Here is a 16,953-nt window from a genome sequence, read left to right as displayed (position 1 = left end):
CAAAGAATGGTTCCCGTTTTACCTTAAAGAGATGGAGTTTAGATATAATCATAGACATGAGCCGCTGTTCGAGTTGCTTGTGTCTTATATCACGAATTTAGTGCCAAATCGTTTATAATCACCTAATTTTTTTTAAAATGAGTAACTCACGCGAGTGTTCAGCCCGTGTTCCGGTACGGAAGTTTCGGCGAATCTGTCTTCGACGCGCGTTAGTCCGCCGCCAAGAGTCCACGCCAGGGAACCGTTGAATTGATAAGTGAACTCAATGTTCCCGCCCGCGTCCGAAACGTCGACGGCTTCGGCGGGATTCCGGCGATCGGTCAAACTTCCCCAGATCTGAGATGTGAGCTTGTCGGGAACGATCTTAATATTGACGGCGCCGGAAGCGGAGCCGGTGCGGGATTGCGTATTTTGAATAAGATTATCAGTAACGCTTAACGTGGCGCCTATATTGACCGCGGCGAATTTTGCCGGCTCGAAGGAAAAACCCGACGACACCGTATCGCTTCTGAAATCGTCGGCCGTTTTGTTCAGATCGGCGAAATCGGAACGCTGCGCGGAAACGGAGTAGTTCGTACCGATAATCCTGCCCGACAAACCCGCCGCGACTGTCCTGGTTATATTATCGAGCGCGGCGCGGTTCGGCTCCAGGGCGCAGGCCTCATTCTGCGAATAAGACACCGACGGCGATGGAATCGAGCCGTCCATAGCAAGCGTAATTCCGCCGCTGTACATATTCTGGTTGGTTGTAACTTTCGACGGATCGGCGGCCACGTTGTCGGTATAATTAAGATAGCCGATTGAAAAATTCATCTTTGAGAAAAGCGTAAGCCCCGACGATAAATCTATGGTTTTTCTGTCCTTGGCGGCGCCGGGCGCGCCGAAAGTATTGAAATCAACCCCGGTGGTCTGATAGGCGCCCCTGACGTTGAAGTTGCGCGGAGCCCAGCTTATCTCCAACCTGTAAGCCGTGTCCGCCGCGGAAGTCGACGATATGTCGACGTTCGAGCGGTAATCGCTCGTCTGATATTCGGCCGATAAGCTCACATGCTCGGCGGGTTTGATTTTCAGTGTTCCGCCGGTCACGCCGTTGGAAGCCGGCCGGAGAGCGGGGCCGGCGGCGATTATAGATTCCCGCCGGTCGAAACCGTAAAGATACGAGCCGCCGAGCGAGACAAATTCGGCCACAGCGTATTCCGCGCGGGCGCCCGCGACAATTCTCTCGTAAACTCCGTCGATGGTTTGGCTGCCTTCGCGCGCGGCCACGCTTCTTGCGCCCACGACGGACGCGCTGAGACCTCCGCTTCTTACATCAAAAATTCCGCCGCGCATACCGGTTCCGTAAAGCGAAAGCGGCGAAAATACCGGCAGGATGTCGCCGAGAGACACCGACCAGTCATCGGCGTAATAGCCGGCGAAGATGGTGTATATCTCGTGATTGACGTCGGACGGAGTGGACGTCGACTTAGGCGTGTGGAAAGTGTAGATATTGAACATCATGGGCTTACGATTGACCGCGCCGATCAAATTCAAGTTAAAGTTACCGGTGTAATCGGCCCAATCGTATTTTGAAGTCCCCTTATAATATATGAAAGCGTTGCCGCCGAGTTCAAGCGCCGAAGGTTCTTTGGGCGGCCTCGACAAAGGAAGGACGTTAAAGCCGAAAAAATCGCTTTCCGAGATGCGACGGTCCTTATGCAGCAGGTAGACCTTGTAAAAATAAGACCCGTTGAAACCGGCGGGAACGGCGAAAGGCACATAAAACAGCGCCGCCTCCGACGGCCTTATGAGCTGCGTTCCCTTCTTGCGCGGCGTTTTCGCCACATAGTTTTTAGAAGCGTCGAATATTTCGACCTCGGCGGAATAATCCCCGGCGGCCCAAATCTCGGTTCCGTTGTTGAATATTATCGCCTGGATAGTCAGTTCCTCGCCGGCAACTATCGGATCGGGAACGGCTACCGACAATTGCAACTGTGCCGATAATCCGGCGGCGGCGGGAAGACGCAGGAATGCCACACCCAGAAAAACCGCCGCGCACAGCTTCAGGGATTTTTTAACGCTCATGAATGTTCTCCGGTTCGCTCAAGTTTCAGGATTTTTTTTAATTCGGCGGCGGCGATTCTTATTTGATAACTTTGACGGGAAATTCGCCCAGGCGCGAGCGCTGACGTTTAGTGTCCACCGCCAGAAACGAAAAGACGTAGGCGTCGGATTTTTTCGGTATATATTCGCAGCGCCATATCCCCCTCCTCTCGTCGCCTGAAAAAAGATACATAGGAATATTTCTGCTGTCCGACCGCGCACCCGTCGGACTTTGCGCCGCCGAGATAAATATGACTTCGCGAACGCCTATATCGTCGGAGGCCTCGACAAGTATCTCCGCGGGTTTGCCCGATACCGGATCCATAAGCATTTTCTTTACCTGTATCACGGGTTCCTCGTCCGATAGTTTGAACGCGCCGGCGTAAATTTCTTCGGACACCGCCTGCCTCGTGCGGTACCATATTTTCGCGGAATAATTTCCCTCCGAATGCCCCGGCATAACTTTGTACAAAAAGTCGACCTGCTTGGTTTCCGACGGACGCAGCGCAACGCGGCTCGTGGAGAGCGTTTCCGTACCCGATGGCGGCGTTATTTGAAGAAACACATCGAAAACCTCCGGGGTCGATGTAAGATTTTTCAGACGGACGGTGAGTTTGGAGACCTCGCCATAGCGGACTGTTTCGGGGAATGTTGCCGAAAACTGCGCGCGCACGATCTCTTCCGCATATTTTGGCGGAGGCGCCGCAAGCGGCGCGGGCGACGGCTTGGATTTTACCTCGGGCGAGGCCGGTTTTGTGTCGCGGAGCGGGGCAAAAACCAATTCGGTCTGGCGCGACCAAATTACGGCGTCTTTGAAGCCGGGCAGTTTCGACGGTCGGGATACGGACACTAAAAGCGTTTTTTTTCCCTCGCGGGACTTATCGGCGGCAAAACCAAACGAAAAATGCCTGCTTCCACCCGCCGCCAGGAAATACGACTTGCGCAAAATATTATCCGTGCCGTCGGATATTATGCCGGAATCTATGTAAAACTCCGAAGCGTTTTTGCCCGCGTTGGCGATTATGCCGTTAAAAGTGACGGGAGCGCCGACGGAATAAACGGGCTTCAGCCCCGATGTGCGCACGGTTACGTTGTAACCGCCCGACAGAGGCATCATTATAAGATAGTAAAAAACAATTCCCGCCAACGCAAATGACGCGATTAACGGGAATAGCATTAACGCTGCTTTTTTCATTAACGGAGCCGTTATTTAGATTTCAGTTTAATCTTGATCTCCCGCTCCGATGAGCCCTCTTTTACGTTTATTCTGAGAGTCCTTTCTTTCGGACGCAAGATGTTGATATCAAGGGACGACGACTGCGCCGATTTGGCCGCCGCCACTATCTGCGCCGGTCCGGCCGAAACGGTTTTGATGCCGAACTTAAATTCACCGTCGCGGGAAGAACCCTCTACCGACGACGACCACTTATTTTGTCCGGAACGGCTCAGAAGCGCTCCGCCGGTTACACTAAGCGTAATTTTGTTTTTGAAGTTTTTTGCTTCCAGGCCTTCGGCGTCTTTGACGGTAACTGCGGCGGAAAATTCCTTTCCCTCCTCAAGCTCCGTCTTAGCCGTCTCAATGCCAAGGGAATAGACGGGTTCGGCGGGAACCTCCGGTTTTTTTTCTTCTTCGGACAACGCTGCGGGCGGCGCAGGCGGCTCGCCGGCCGACACCGAAGATTTCATATTTGCCTTGAGTTCCCTTGAGCCGAAATCATTTTCAAGAGCCACGACGCCTTTGAATACCCTGATGTCCGTAGCGCCAGTTCCCTGCGCAACGTCCGTATCGAACTCGGTGCCGCGCACGGCAATAGTGACGACGGGTGTGTGCACATTGAACTTTGTCTTTTGCTTTATCACTCTGGAAAACACTCCGCCGAAAACCATTTTTACCCTCGAAGACATCCCGCGCTCGGCGGGAGGCACTTCCATAACGGAGAGTTCGGAATTTTGGCGGATTCTGATTTCCACACCGTTTGAAAAAACCATCTTTACCTGCGCGCGGCGTTCTGTTTTTATGGTGTCGCGTTCGTATACGAACATACCGAGTTTTATGCGGGAACGGTCCGCCGAAGGATTTAAGATCCAGCATTCACCCTCGGTGTCCGTCACAAAACCCGCGGCGTGTTTTTTTTCCGGCTCTTCCGCCGCAAAGGACGCAATCGATACCGCCGCCATTATCAAGGCGGAAAAGATAATGCCTGTCGTCTTTTTCATATTGAATCGACCGTTACTCCAAAGTTTCGTTTGTTATGCGGGCTTTGCCGTTTTTAAGCGCTTCCAGGATAGCCGCGTACTCGCTCTCCGCGATGCCTGTTATCTCGGAAAGTTCGTATCCTTCGGTTTTATCGCGCGTTGTTCCGGAGAGATGCCGACGCAATGTATTCCAAAAATCCACGCGGCTCATTATTATCGAAGAAGCCGCCGTTTTTTTCGCCGTTTTCAGTCGGAAATCCACCGCCGGATACGCCCGCGAGCGCGACAACTCCACGGACGCTTCGGCCGGCTCGTAATCAGGGTGGGTCACCGAAATTTTATACGCGCCCAAGGGCAGATCCCGTATCTGATACTGCCCGTTCACGGCGGTTTTGACTTCCCCCGACACCGGCCCGACGTAGGATACAGCCGCGCCGTCTATGCCCTTGTCTTTGGATTTATCGCCGTCGTCTTCCAGCGCCTTGCCTATTATGCGCCCGCGCGTGACCGCCATTGCCTGCGGCAGCGCAAGAGTAAGAGTGAGCATATTGTTGGCCGGAGTATCGTCGATGAAATTGTGCGCCGCCGTTACGACTATTTTTTCGGCTTTGGGCCTCGGCGTTCTGAACTCCGCGACAAACGACTGCCCTGCGTTCAAGAATTCTATTCTTGACGACCCTGCGGATACGCCGTCGACAAAAAGCGCGACGGGTATGCCGCTTTCCCCCCGGGCGCCCAGATTTTTTATCTCCACTTTTATCAGCACGAAATCCTCGTCCGGCGGCTCAATGACCACCGACACGATGCCGATATCGCGCGAAATCTGCGAGGACGCGGTGTCCTTTATAGTGAATACAAACGGCATCTGAGACGCGGCTATGACATTTCCGAAGGCGTCAAGACCTTCCACCTTCCAATAATAATTCTGCGAACCTTTGAGACGCTGTCTGATATCCGGCGGATTCTGAGGATAAGAATAGAACGTGTCCAGGGTCTCCGCCGAAAAAATAGTGTTGTAAAAAGACATATCATCGTCGACGGAAATGCGATACTTGGCCGCTCCGGAACCCGCCCAACGGAATGCAAGCGGGCTATCGGCCAGGTTCATTGCGTTATTGTTCGGATAGGTAAGCGTAAGTATCGGTGAATACACGAAAAAGGAAGCGCGCGACGTCTTTGAGTCGGCCACGGCGCCGCCGCGTATTTCATTTACCTTGAGTTCATAGACGTAAGATCCGGGCGATTTGTAAAATCTTGAAATCTGAACCGCCGATAACGACGACCCGCCGGCGCCGACCGAGCCGGGTACGGAATTGCCGGTATGTTCCATCAGTTTTGAGCCGAGCGCGTCGTAAATAATGAAAACAAAATCTATTCTGTCGGACGGCGCGGAGTTGTAGACCTCGGCCTTAAGGGTTATTCTTTCCGTCGAAGAAAAAGTCGTCCGGCGCGCGCCCAGGCCGTCGGTGACATACGCCGCCCTGATTTCAACGGCGGCGGCGGCGGCGGCGCTCAAAACGCCCGCTATAACCGACGCAAAAACAATATTGAGCATTATTTTTTTCATCGCTTCTTCCGGCACGGATTTTTATCGCTTACTTCTTAATATTCTTGCTGCGAGACCATTGGAAAACCCCATACTTTGTCATTGCGAGCCCCGCCGTTGTGTGGCGGGGCGCGGCAATCTCACAACAGCGAGATTGCTTCGTCACGGAGTTTACCCCGCACTCTGATGCGGGGTTCCTCGCAATGACGGCCAAGGGAACTGTTTCAACGATCTCACTACGTTACTATTCCCGGCTCTCGTTTGTCTCTTATTTTATGATCGCCAGCTTCTTTTTAACCACGGATTCTTCGCCGTCCTCGGAAGAAACTTTAAGCACATATATATAGACGCCGGAGGCGACCTTTTTGCCCGACGAATTATTCAAGTCCCAGTCGAATTTGTACACTCCCGCTCCCGACGCCGCAAAATCATTTTGATCCGCCGAGCGTATGAGTTCAGCGGCTATATTGTATATTTTAAGTTCGATTTTGGGAGAAGCGACACCGGCCTTAAAGCGTATTGCAGCCGACGATCCCCGCGCGGGGTTGGGGTAGGCGTAAACATCATCGCCGGAACCGGCAATGGGCGAAAATGCGAACGCCGGCACGGCCATCTGGCCTTCCGCCAGGGAGACGGCTTTCGGCGCGCTGTACGCCAGACCGTTGAACGCGCGCAACACATAGCCGCCCGGCATAAGATTTCCTATCTCGAAATAGCCGAAACGATCCGCGTACACCCTGAGAGCTATCACTCCGTCCTTCAATATCTCGACGAAAGTTTCGCCGAGTTGTTCCTCCGGAGCCAGCGGACCGTTGACCCGGCGCACTTTGGGCGCGCTCACACCGGCGTCGGCTTTGCGTATGACGCCCGATATGGCCGACGGCGCGAAACTGACTTCAAGCGTGAAGTCCACTCCGACGGAGCCGTTATATATTTCGTCTTTGTAAACCGACGACACGATGTCGTTGAGCGCCCATCCCGCCTGAACGCGATACTTGCCGGGCGCGACCGCGGATATGGTGTATGAGCCGTCGGTGGAAGTATGCACGAAATATACCGAAGTCCCGTCGGGAGCCGCGGCATCCACCCTTAAAGCCGCGATGGGCGTCTTGCCGTCGGCCTGAGTGATTTTGCCCGATATAGTATCGGGGGGAACCGATTCGGACTTCACCGCTATGACGGAAGTGAATGCCGTAATAACGGCGTCGCCGTTGTAACCTGCCACGCGGTAAAAATAGGTTGTGTCCGGTTTGATGGAACCGGCGTCGGTATAATTGGTCCCGACTTTGGCGTCTGCCCAGGCCACAAGCATCTGATACAATATTCCGTCGGACGAACGCGCGACGGCAAAGCGGGTATTACCGCCTCCGCCGGCCGTCCAGGAAAGCGAAATTGAAGCCGCCGTGCGCGACAGAGAAGTAAGATTCGACGGGGGATTGGCCGGTGTATATACGGCCGCATCGTTCGATTTAGCGCTCGCGCCGGCGCCATTGTATGCGCGAACGCGGCGGACATATTGCGTGTTCGGCGAAAGCGTCGACTCGACGTAGAAAGTAGTGTCGACGGCGAGGCCGTCTATTATGATTTCGTCGGCGGCGTTCTGCAATCTATATCCGGTTTCGTTCGTCGCGTTATCGAGCCAATTCCATCGCACTGAAACAGTCGAAATTACCGTGCCGGACAGAGACGTCGGCGCGGCAGGCGCGGACGACGAAGTGGTGTCGACCGTGAGTGTGTACGCGGCGGAGTAAGTCGAAAAATTGCCGGCCTTGTCTTTGGCCCTGACGCGCCACTGATACGCTCCCTGATTAGGCAGGACGACATTAACGGAGGTCGAGACCGTCGCCGTCGAAGAAACAAACACCGCAGGATCGCCGGAAGTGGAAATGTAAAGTTCGTAACCGGCCACGCCGGAGCCCGAATCCGTGGACGGGTTCCACGAAAAATCGACGGCCAAAAGATTGGCGGCGGTCGCGCTCGACGGAGATATCAGCGACGGAACGCCCGGCGCGGCAAAATCGGCGGCGTAAGAAGTGGCGGTATTTGAAAGTTCCGACCAGTTCGGCGCATTATCGGCGTGCCAGAGTTTGAAATAATATGTCGTCCAGCCCGTTAAACCCGCGACAGTGTAAGCGACCTGCGCGGTCGGTGTGACACCCGATGTGGAAACGGTGATTTGTGCCGCCGTCGTCGACCATAAAACACCCGCCCAAGTTGAGTGTTGAATCTTAAACATTGAACCCGCGGGGAGCGGGCTTGCCCCCCCATTATCGCCCGGAGCCGGCCAATTCAAAACAATTGCTCCGTCGGAAACTCCGGGTTGTCCTGTAATATCCGTAACGGCGGCGGGCGGTGTGTTGTCTAAAACATTTACGACTGTGCTTGTTGATGACTCCAAAGGAGTTCCGTCTATATCGGTGGCGCAGACCGTCCATGAGCCGGCCGTTACGAATATGACGGAAAATATCTTTTCTCCCGACACAAGCGAAGCGTCGGGCGGATGAGAATCGGCGGGGTCGCTCGTGATTATGTTGACGACAGGATTGCTCGCGGGCTGAATATTCCAGTAATCGTCGGTTGCCATAACCGTGACGTTAAAGGCCTGTCCCGTTATCTGAGTCGCGGGGGTTCCGGTTTTACCGTAGGGCGCCGACATAACTTTGCCCGGGGCAGCCGTTTCGCCGGGCACGAGCAGTTGAATTCTCGTCGGAACGGAAGGAAGCACCACGACTGATGTGGCAGCCGATGTCAGAACGGAAGCCGAAATGGTTATCTGCGAAGTTCCGGCGGCCAGGAGATTCAGCGCGAATGTCGTCGTCCCTCCGACGAGCGTCCGAGTGGCCGGTTCGACGTCGTATCCGTCGGACGTGACCGCAAATACACCCGCGTTCGCCGATGCGTCGAGATAATAGTTGTCGTCCACGGCGAAAGCCGTTATCATAAAAGCCGAACCGGCCGTCCGCGAAGCCGGCGTCCCGATTTTACCCGGAGCGGCGCCTTCCTGGAACGTTTCGCCGGGGATGGTCAAAATAAGTCGCGTGGCGGGTCCCGATATATAGAACGCGCTCGTCGAGAAAGCAACCTCGTCATTGCCGGCGACGTCGTACGACCGCGAATTGACAATGTAATATCCCGATGTAAACGCGGGCAACGAGTTGTATGACCATGCGCCCGAGCCAGTGGCGTCGAGCCACGACTCTCCGACGACCCAGACCGCGCCGTCCCAGAAAAATCCGTCGGACTGACGCAACAAGCGTATTTTTACCGACGAGACGCCGGAGTTAAAGGACGCATTTGCCGCGTCGGCGGCGGTGCCGGAAACCACGCCCAGCGACGAGTAGGCGCTGTTATTAACAGGGTATGCCACGCCGGACGCCGGGAGCGCAGTATCTATCCTGAAGACCGCGGTCGCTCTGAGGGTTTCATAATTGCTGAAAGTATCTATGGCTCGGGAAACGACGCGATATTCTTTGTCGTTTTGGAAAGCAGCGGCAGAGACGTCATATGTCCAGCTCGACGGATAAACAGCGGCGGAAAACCACGATTCCGCATCGAGAGACCATGCGTTTACTCCGTTCCAATATTTGCCAAGGGCTATATCGAAGAGAAAGACCTGAACTTCGGCAATCGAAGCCCCGCCGGTGGCAGCGGCGGTGCCGGAGATGACGTTCAGCGCTTTGCAATACGACGAGTGCGCCGGATACAGTATGCCGGACGCCGGCTTGACGGGATCAGGGAGTGTCGCCGTGGAAACAGTCGTATCAAAAGCAGTTGCAATTGCATCGACATTCCTAGACTGCGCCCTGAACCAGTATGTGGTATTTGGTTGAAGTGATGTAGCGACCCAATTTATTTGGGTCGTCCACCCGCTGTTAGAGAGGACAGGAATAAATCCTGTCCCTACGGAAGAACATTCAACATAATATTGCGTACCCGACGGATTGCCGTTCGGCGACCAGTTCGCCGTTACCGAGTGCGACGTCACATTAGTCAGATACAATCCCGTCGGAACTGCGGCAAGAGTATATCGGATGGGAGAAGGTGTTGAACCGGCCCCGCCGATGACGTTTAGGGCTTCGACCGTAATCTGCTCCGATGTGTTCGGCGAAAAACCTGTTTGTGTCCAGTATGTAGTATTTATCGATAACCCTTGAACCAAGAAAGCTCCGTCTGAAACTCTGCTGATCCTATAACTCTCTTCTTCATACGCATTGTCCGTCCATCCCCAGGTTATGGATGATATACCGACCGCGACAGAATCGGCTCCCGTCGGTGTCTCGGGAGCGCCCCAGAAAATGCGTCCGTTGGGATCATTCTCATAATTGTATCCCGATTTCGGCCCGGTCGCTCCGGACATATTGATATATCCGGGGGCGGTGAGATTCGGAGCGTAAACGTTGGTGGAAACGGAGGCGTCGAAGTAATGGTTCGAGAAAGTATAGATTGACGTGCCGCCGGAAAGTATTTGAAGCGCGACGGCGCCGGCGGCGGCGTTTTTAAAATTGACGTTGTTGAGATTCTGTATAAGCGAACCGCTTTGCGCGACAAGACCCGCGGCATTCAATCCGTCGAGAGTGAGGCCGGTCACGTTAAGCGCGCCGGAGGCGACCGTGAAAGAATAATACTGGCCGGCCGCGGAAGATTTAATGACGTCCAAAGCGGAATTGGCGCTTATTCTTCCGCCCGCGCCTATGTTTATTCCCGTAGCCAGCCGCACGGTCGAAGCGGCAGCGCCGCTCAAATCGAGTTCTCCGCCGGAGAGGACTCTGGCCATTCCGGTGGAGGAGAATGTGCCCGCATTCACCTCGAAACGGGACATAATATCCGACGATTGATTGGCGTTTATCCGTCCGCCGGACACCAGTGACAGCGTGCCGGTATCGAGGGTAAACACGCCGTTGACGTCGACGGTCGAATAGACGTAAACGTTTGTCGTCGCATTGACTTTGAAATGATTGAACGGATTTACCGTCAGCGTCATTATATCCTGAGAAAGATTTATCGAATCAAATGTAACGGTGCTGCTCTGCGCGTCGAATACTCCGCCGGCCTGAGTCCAGTCGCCGCCGACTCTTATTTCGTTGCCCGCCCTCAAAACTCCGGACGTAAGAAACACGTTGCCGTTGACGCTCATAAAGCCGGAGGTGATATTTACGACCTCGCTCGACGAGGCGACTTCAAACGTCACCATTCCCGAAGCGTTGAGATACTGAACGGTACTGCCCGAAAACAGTATCTTGCCGGTCGTGCCGGCGCCCATACTGCCGGCCGTAGAAGTGAAATCGCCGGTGAGTTCAAGTATGCTGTTGCCTATGCTGAAAGCCCCTCCGGTTTTTAAGAAACCCCCGTCGACAAAAACATTGGTGGAAAGATTTACCTGCCCCGTATAGCCGGACGTCATTGTGAAAGAAGAAAGCGTTAAACCCGCGATGTCCCACGCGCAGGATTGGGTCGATGTCGCGTTAAAGTAGACCGCATCTCCGTCGGCGGGAACTCCGAACGGCGACCAGTTGGCCGCCGATGAGGCCAAGCCGCTTCCGAGATCCGCGGAGCGAGACCATACTTTGTCGGGACCGGCGGGCGGCGGAGCGAGCGTTAACGTAGAGACAACCGCGCTGAATCCCGTGTTTATCGAATCGAAGTTTCTGGCGTTCGTTCTGAAATAATATGTTGTATCTGCAAGAAGAGGGCCACAAACTTCGGCGAGCGCAATGGTTCCGTAAACCTCGTCGTAAGGCGTAAAATCAGGCGAGGTGGAGTATTCCAAATCGTAAAATGTTCCGGCGGGGTTGCCGTTGGCGGACCAGTTGGCGGTTACCGAGTGTGACGTCACATTGGACAAATACAATCCCGACGGAATGTCGGCGAGAGTGTATTTTGCCACGAGAGCTCTCGTTGACGCGCCGATGGGATTATACGCCTCGACAAGCGCGGCGGCGGACGCGTTCGGCGCAAGTCCCGTCAAAACGAATTCCGTTGTGTTATACGACAGGTCGGCGATGACGGCACCGGTGGAGTTTTTAAGACGATAACCCTTCTCGTCGTTTGAATTATCCGTCCAGAACCATTTTATTCCCGATGTGGACACCGCAGCGGCGTCGAACCCCGACGGAGCGGTCGGCGTCGACCAGAATATCACATTGTTCGGGTCGTTTTCGTAGGCGGGGCCGGAGCGGGGGCCGAAAGCATTCGGCAAAGCGACAAATCCCGGCCAGACAAGATTAGGCGCCGAAACGTTCACGGACATAGTTGTGTCGGCAAAATTCAAATTCGCCCACGTCTGGGTGTCGCCGGACAAAGTATAAGTTACCGCCGTCGCGCCGGGTTTTAAGTTTTGGAAAGTTATAGAAGAGAAAGCAACGCCGGAATAATACCCGCCCTGTACCCATGTTGAAATAACAACTCCTTGTATAGAATCAAAAGTAGTTTCTTTCAAACCCGTGTATTGATACGTGCGGTCTAAAGTAATGAGCGGAAATACATTCCCGGGACTGGTGCTGGTAATTACCGAGTTGCTTCCCGCCGCATCTATTGAACCGGTGAAATTACCGCCCAATTCCAGCATGGCTCCCAACTCAAGCCCACCCATCCCATATGTCGTGAAACTGCCGCGAACTGTTATGGTGGAACCTGCCGCCTGCATACTTAATACTGCTGTTTTATTGTAATCCGACGGCACCCCCAAAACAACATTGCCGTTGATTATGAACTTCCCGCCTGCATATAGAGAACCTTCTGTGAATTCAAAATAATCAGCGGTTACAATCTGATCCGCGGGCCCCGTAAACTGATGCGCGACTCCGCCATCAACTCCATGGTTATCAATAATAAGATTATTGAAATTCAGGTTATGTTCAAAACGAAAACCATTAGTTGTGCCGGAACTTCTTAATAATTTTACAGTTGATGTCTGGGGCAGAAATATTCCTGAAGTATCAAGATAAACAGGCCACCATTGCCCGTTATTGGCGCCCTGCAAAATAAATGTCAGAGTAGATGCTCCCGCTTCAAAAGTGCCCGATGAAATTATTAAAAACGGGTTAAAAGTTGAAGGTTGGCGGAATTCTAAGTCAGAAACGGCGCGGACGATGTTTGACGAATAAACCTGCACCCTGACCGGAAAAAAACTGCCGGGCGACTGATAAATCTCCTGCAGGGTTGAGCCGTTAAATGTGATTCCGCCGGTGCTTACCGCGATATTGCCGCCCGAATGAGTCCAGTTACCGCGGATATTCAGAAAAATACCGGCAGCATTAAAGGTGCCGCCGGCAAGCGTAAAATCATTGTCGACAGTAAAGCTGTCGTTCAGCACGACGGAACTTGAATAATCGACACTCATTGTGAACGATGAGAAACTTATGCCGCCGATATCCCATAGACATCCCTTCGTTGGATTGGTTGAGCCGAAAATAATAGAATCGCCGTTTTGCGGGGCGACATCATTAACCCAGTTAAGTGCGTTTGACGCCAAACTGTCGGCGCCGCCGCCGTCCCAGATTTTGACATTTGGCGGCGGACTTTCCCAATTCACCGTCGCGCCGTTGACGGCGGACGTATATGCGGGCCCGCCCTTCGGGCCGCTCCAGTTTTTGAACGTCCAGTTAATTCCGGAGCCGTCGGCTTTTACGTTGTAATCGGCCGGGCCGCCCTCGAAAACACATCCGTAAAAAGTGGCGTTGGATGTAACGCCGCTTACATTTATATACGCCGCGCTTGAAGGCGCGACGGCCGGACGAATGTTCGCAAACGTACCGCTGCTTAAATTAACGATGCTGCCGCCGTAAATCGAAAGCCCCGTGGAAGAAGTATTTGAAATTATGTAATTGTTGAAGTTAAGTGTCCCCGACGAATTAAAGCCGTAATAAACGCCCGAGGAGGAGGCCGTGGAAATCGTGGGATTCCCCGGAGCGCCTATCATTTCAAGAGCGCCGCCGGCGTCAACCGTCAGTTTTGTTCCGACCGGCGAGTCGTTAAACTCGATTTTTTTCTGAACGCCCTGGTCGCCAGACGATGAAATCGTGACAAAATAAAATGCGTCGTCCGGCTGGAACGTGCCGCTGGCCGTGAAACCCACTCCGCGGTCGCCCGAATAATATCCGGAGCCCACATTCGCTATGCCGTCGAAAGCGAGAACCGGGCCGGTGCCTCTTTTTACGTCGAAACTCGAGCCGTTATATCTGACTTCCCAAAATTCCGTCTGCGTTTTGCCGTCTTCTGTCGTCGGATATGTAATCGAGCCGGCGCCTTTTAATGTCGAGTTCGGCTGTGTCGCCGTCGAGACGTAAAGCAAATCCGCATAGTTGAATTTTTCCGCTTTTCCGTTAGGGATATTGTAATCGCCCCAGATTTTTGCTGTGCCTGCTTCACCGTTCTGGTTGTAAGAAACAACATAAGCGCCGGCATCATCTAAATAAGTTGTATTTACTTTGGTTGTAGAATAGAGGTTGCAACTCTTAAGTATTAATGTTGAATTATTGTTTGGGTCATCACGGTACCCGATGTCTCCGCTTGTGTTGTTCCCGTCTTTCCCAAAATCACAGTTCACGGCTGTATTATTGGAACTCTGATAAAGTTCAATCCCAATTGAATTTGAGTAAACGCTGTTATTGCTCAGGGTATTATCATTGGAATCACTAATAATGCAAATCCCCTGATATGTATTTGAGTAGACGCGGTTATTGCTTATAGTATTGTTGTTGGAACTGTTGTAAATGTAAATGCCATAGAATGAATGTGAGTAAGCGCTGTTATTTCTCAGGGTATTATTGGAACTACCATTAAGGTAAATCCCCTGAGGATTTGAGTAGACGCTATTATTGATTAGGGTATTATTGGAACCATACTCAAGGTAAATCCCTATATCTGTATTTGAGTAGACGCTGTTATTGCTCAATGTATTATTGGAACTGTCAGTAAGGTAAATGCCATAATACCCATTATGAATATTTGAATAATTGATTTTTCCTCTTGTTCCGGCACCGTCAAAAGTTATTCCCCGTTTTGATGTATCATCCACCCCCACACTGCTTACTTCCACATAATACATATTGAAGTTCGCTTCGGTCTGAGAGAGGTTTCTGATGTAGGTTTTGTTGGCGGGATTCGCGGATGTTATCAGCGTGTTTCTCGTCGAAGGGGTGGTCGTGGTGTTTCCCCGAACGTCAAAAACGCCGCCATTGTTGACGATAACTCCAAATTCCCCCGAGGCGTTACATTTTATCTTCAAAGCCGAGATGTATCCCGTATTGGGCGGCATCAAAAACTTTCCGCCGTTCATTATTTCAAGATTACCAGCGACAACAAGCGCGCGCGACGAAACGGCTCCGTCAAATTGTAACGTGCCTAAATTCATCACGTTTATCGTCGAAGATTCCGTCTCAAACATATCAAATGTAACGGTATGCGAAATCTCGACAACGCTCAATGAATGAGGGACGCTTCCTTTATCCCATATCGCCCCGTTAGACCAACCGCCGCCCTGCACGCTCTTCCATAATCCCGCTTGCGGTACCTGCGCCCATGAAGTTGCTGTGTTTGAAAGTCCTGACCAGTTGGGGACTTCGTCGGCATGCCAGATTTTGAAATAATATGTTGAAGCAGGGACAAGCCCTGCCACTACATAACTTACCAATGTTGTCGGAGTGACGCCAGATGTTGATACGGTGATTTGGGCGTTCTGATAAAGCCATCCGGTTTTTCCGTCGCCGGTACCGTCGGAGACGCTTGATACTTGAATCTTGAAAGCCGAGCCGGGGGGCAGTGCCCCCGTTGCTCCGTCGTCGCCGGGCGCGGACCATGTGAGTTTCACCTGACCCGCCGCATTGCCGGGCTGAGCGGACAAATCCTCAACTGTGGCGGGCGGGGTGGTGTCCGGCGGCGCGCCGTCGGCGGAAAAGCGGAGCGTGCGGAAGTTGGCGGCGGCGGAAATGCCGGAATAACCGGTCACGTAAACGTAAGAAGAAATCCCCGCGGCGACGGACATCGCGTAGTCGTTTTGCGAGCTGTCGTATGTCGCGGTCGAAAGGCGCGTGGCGAGGGTGGAGCTGTAACGGGCCGTCAGATAGTCGGTGTCGGCGCCGTTGAAGGCGAAGCCCGTCACGTAAATATCGGAGTTTGCGGCGACGGCCGCGCCGCGGGCGCGGGTTTCGGCGCCGTTGTGGGCGTAGCCGGCCGACGACAGCAGCGCGAGAAACGGCGAGTACCGCAGTACGCGAAACTCTATCGCGGAGCCGTTGTCGCTTTCCCCCGCGACGATTACGTCGCCGGAGGGGGCCGTCGCCACGGCGTACGCGCGGTCGGAGCCGCTGCCGGCGCCGTCAAAAGTCGCCGACGACACGAAGTTCAGCGAAGAATCGTATTTCACGGTGCGATAGTCATAGGTGGCGCCGTATGAGTAGCCGGCGGCGTAGATGTGCGCCCCGACGGTGGATACCGCCACGGAACGGCAAAAGTCGTCGGCTCCGGCGTTATAGACCGCGGAGGAAATAAAAACGAGATCCGCGTCGTACTTAATCAGAAGATAATCGTAGTCCGAGCCGTTGTTGATGTCTCCCGCCACGTAAATAAAAGGCGGATTCTGCCTGTCCGCAGCGACTGAAAAACCGCTGGAGTGACTACTGAACGCGCTTTCGAAAGTGTGGGAGGACACATACTCGAGCGCGGTGGTGTATTTTACGGTGAAAACATTGTAACGGGAACCGTTGAACGATTCACCGGTGACGTAAACGGCTCCGTTGTGCGGGTCGAGCGCGATGCCGCGGGCGCGGTCTTCGTATCCGCCGGCATAAGTCGCCGAAGCAAGCATGACGCCGGACGCGTCATATTTCACCAGGAAGTAATCGAGTCCCGACGCGGCGCGGGAAGACGCGCCCGCCACGTACAAGTACGGTCCGCCGACGGAAACGGTATCGACGGCGACGGCATAGGCCTCGTCGAAGTCGCCGCCGTCATAGACGGCTCCGCCGGCCGACAGAAAGTCGCCCGTATATGAAGCCGACGCATAGCCCGTAAAAATAAAAAGGAAAGCCGCCGCGGCGAACAACGCCAAGGACGTCTTTCCTGCGCTTGTACTTTTATGACCCCGCTGCATATATTAGCCGTCGAAATGTCCGCTAAACTTATAGCAAAAA

At 53.5% G+C, this 16,953-nt stretch carries 5 protein-coding genes; all 5 read right to left on the bottom strand.

The window, feature by feature from the left end:
• Window positions 1-132 precede the first annotated feature (132 nt).
• On the bottom strand, window positions 133-2,064 hold the full coding sequence (locus tag CVU77_08065; GenBank protein ID PKN00886.1) for a hypothetical protein: 1,932 nt from the start codon (window positions 2,062-2,064) through the stop codon (window positions 133-135).
• A gap of 58 nt (window positions 2,065-2,122) precedes the next feature.
• Window positions 2,123-3,277 (bottom strand): hypothetical protein, encoded by a 1,155-nt coding sequence (locus CVU77_08060; protein ID PKN00885.1) that lies wholly within the window; start codon window positions 3,275-3,277, stop codon window positions 2,123-2,125.
• Window positions 3,278-3,288: 11 nt separating this feature from the next.
• Window positions 3,289-4,299 carry a hypothetical protein gene (locus CVU77_08055; GenBank protein PKN00884.1) on the bottom strand — a complete coding sequence of 337 codons (1,011 nt, stop codon included), beginning with the start codon at window positions 4,297-4,299 and terminating at the stop codon, window positions 3,289-3,291.
• 13 nt (window positions 4,300-4,312) lie between these two features.
• A complete protein-coding gene (locus CVU77_08050) occupies window positions 4,313-5,845 on the bottom strand; it encodes a hypothetical protein (protein ID PKN00883.1) in 1,533 nt (510 codons plus the stop codon).
• 247 nt (window positions 5,846-6,092) lie between these two features.
• The gene (locus CVU77_08045) at window positions 6,093-16,913 is read right to left on the bottom strand and encodes a hypothetical protein (protein PKN00882.1); all 10,821 of its coding nucleotides are present in this window, start codon (window positions 16,911-16,913) and stop codon (window positions 6,093-6,095) included.
• Window positions 16,914-16,953 lie beyond the last annotated feature (40 nt).

Source organism: Elusimicrobia bacterium HGW-Elusimicrobia-1, assembly GCA_002841695.1.
Lineage (GTDB): Bacteria > Elusimicrobiota > Endomicrobiia > PHAN01 > PHAN01 > PHAN01.
This window is presented reverse-complemented; position numbering and strand designations above follow the sequence as displayed.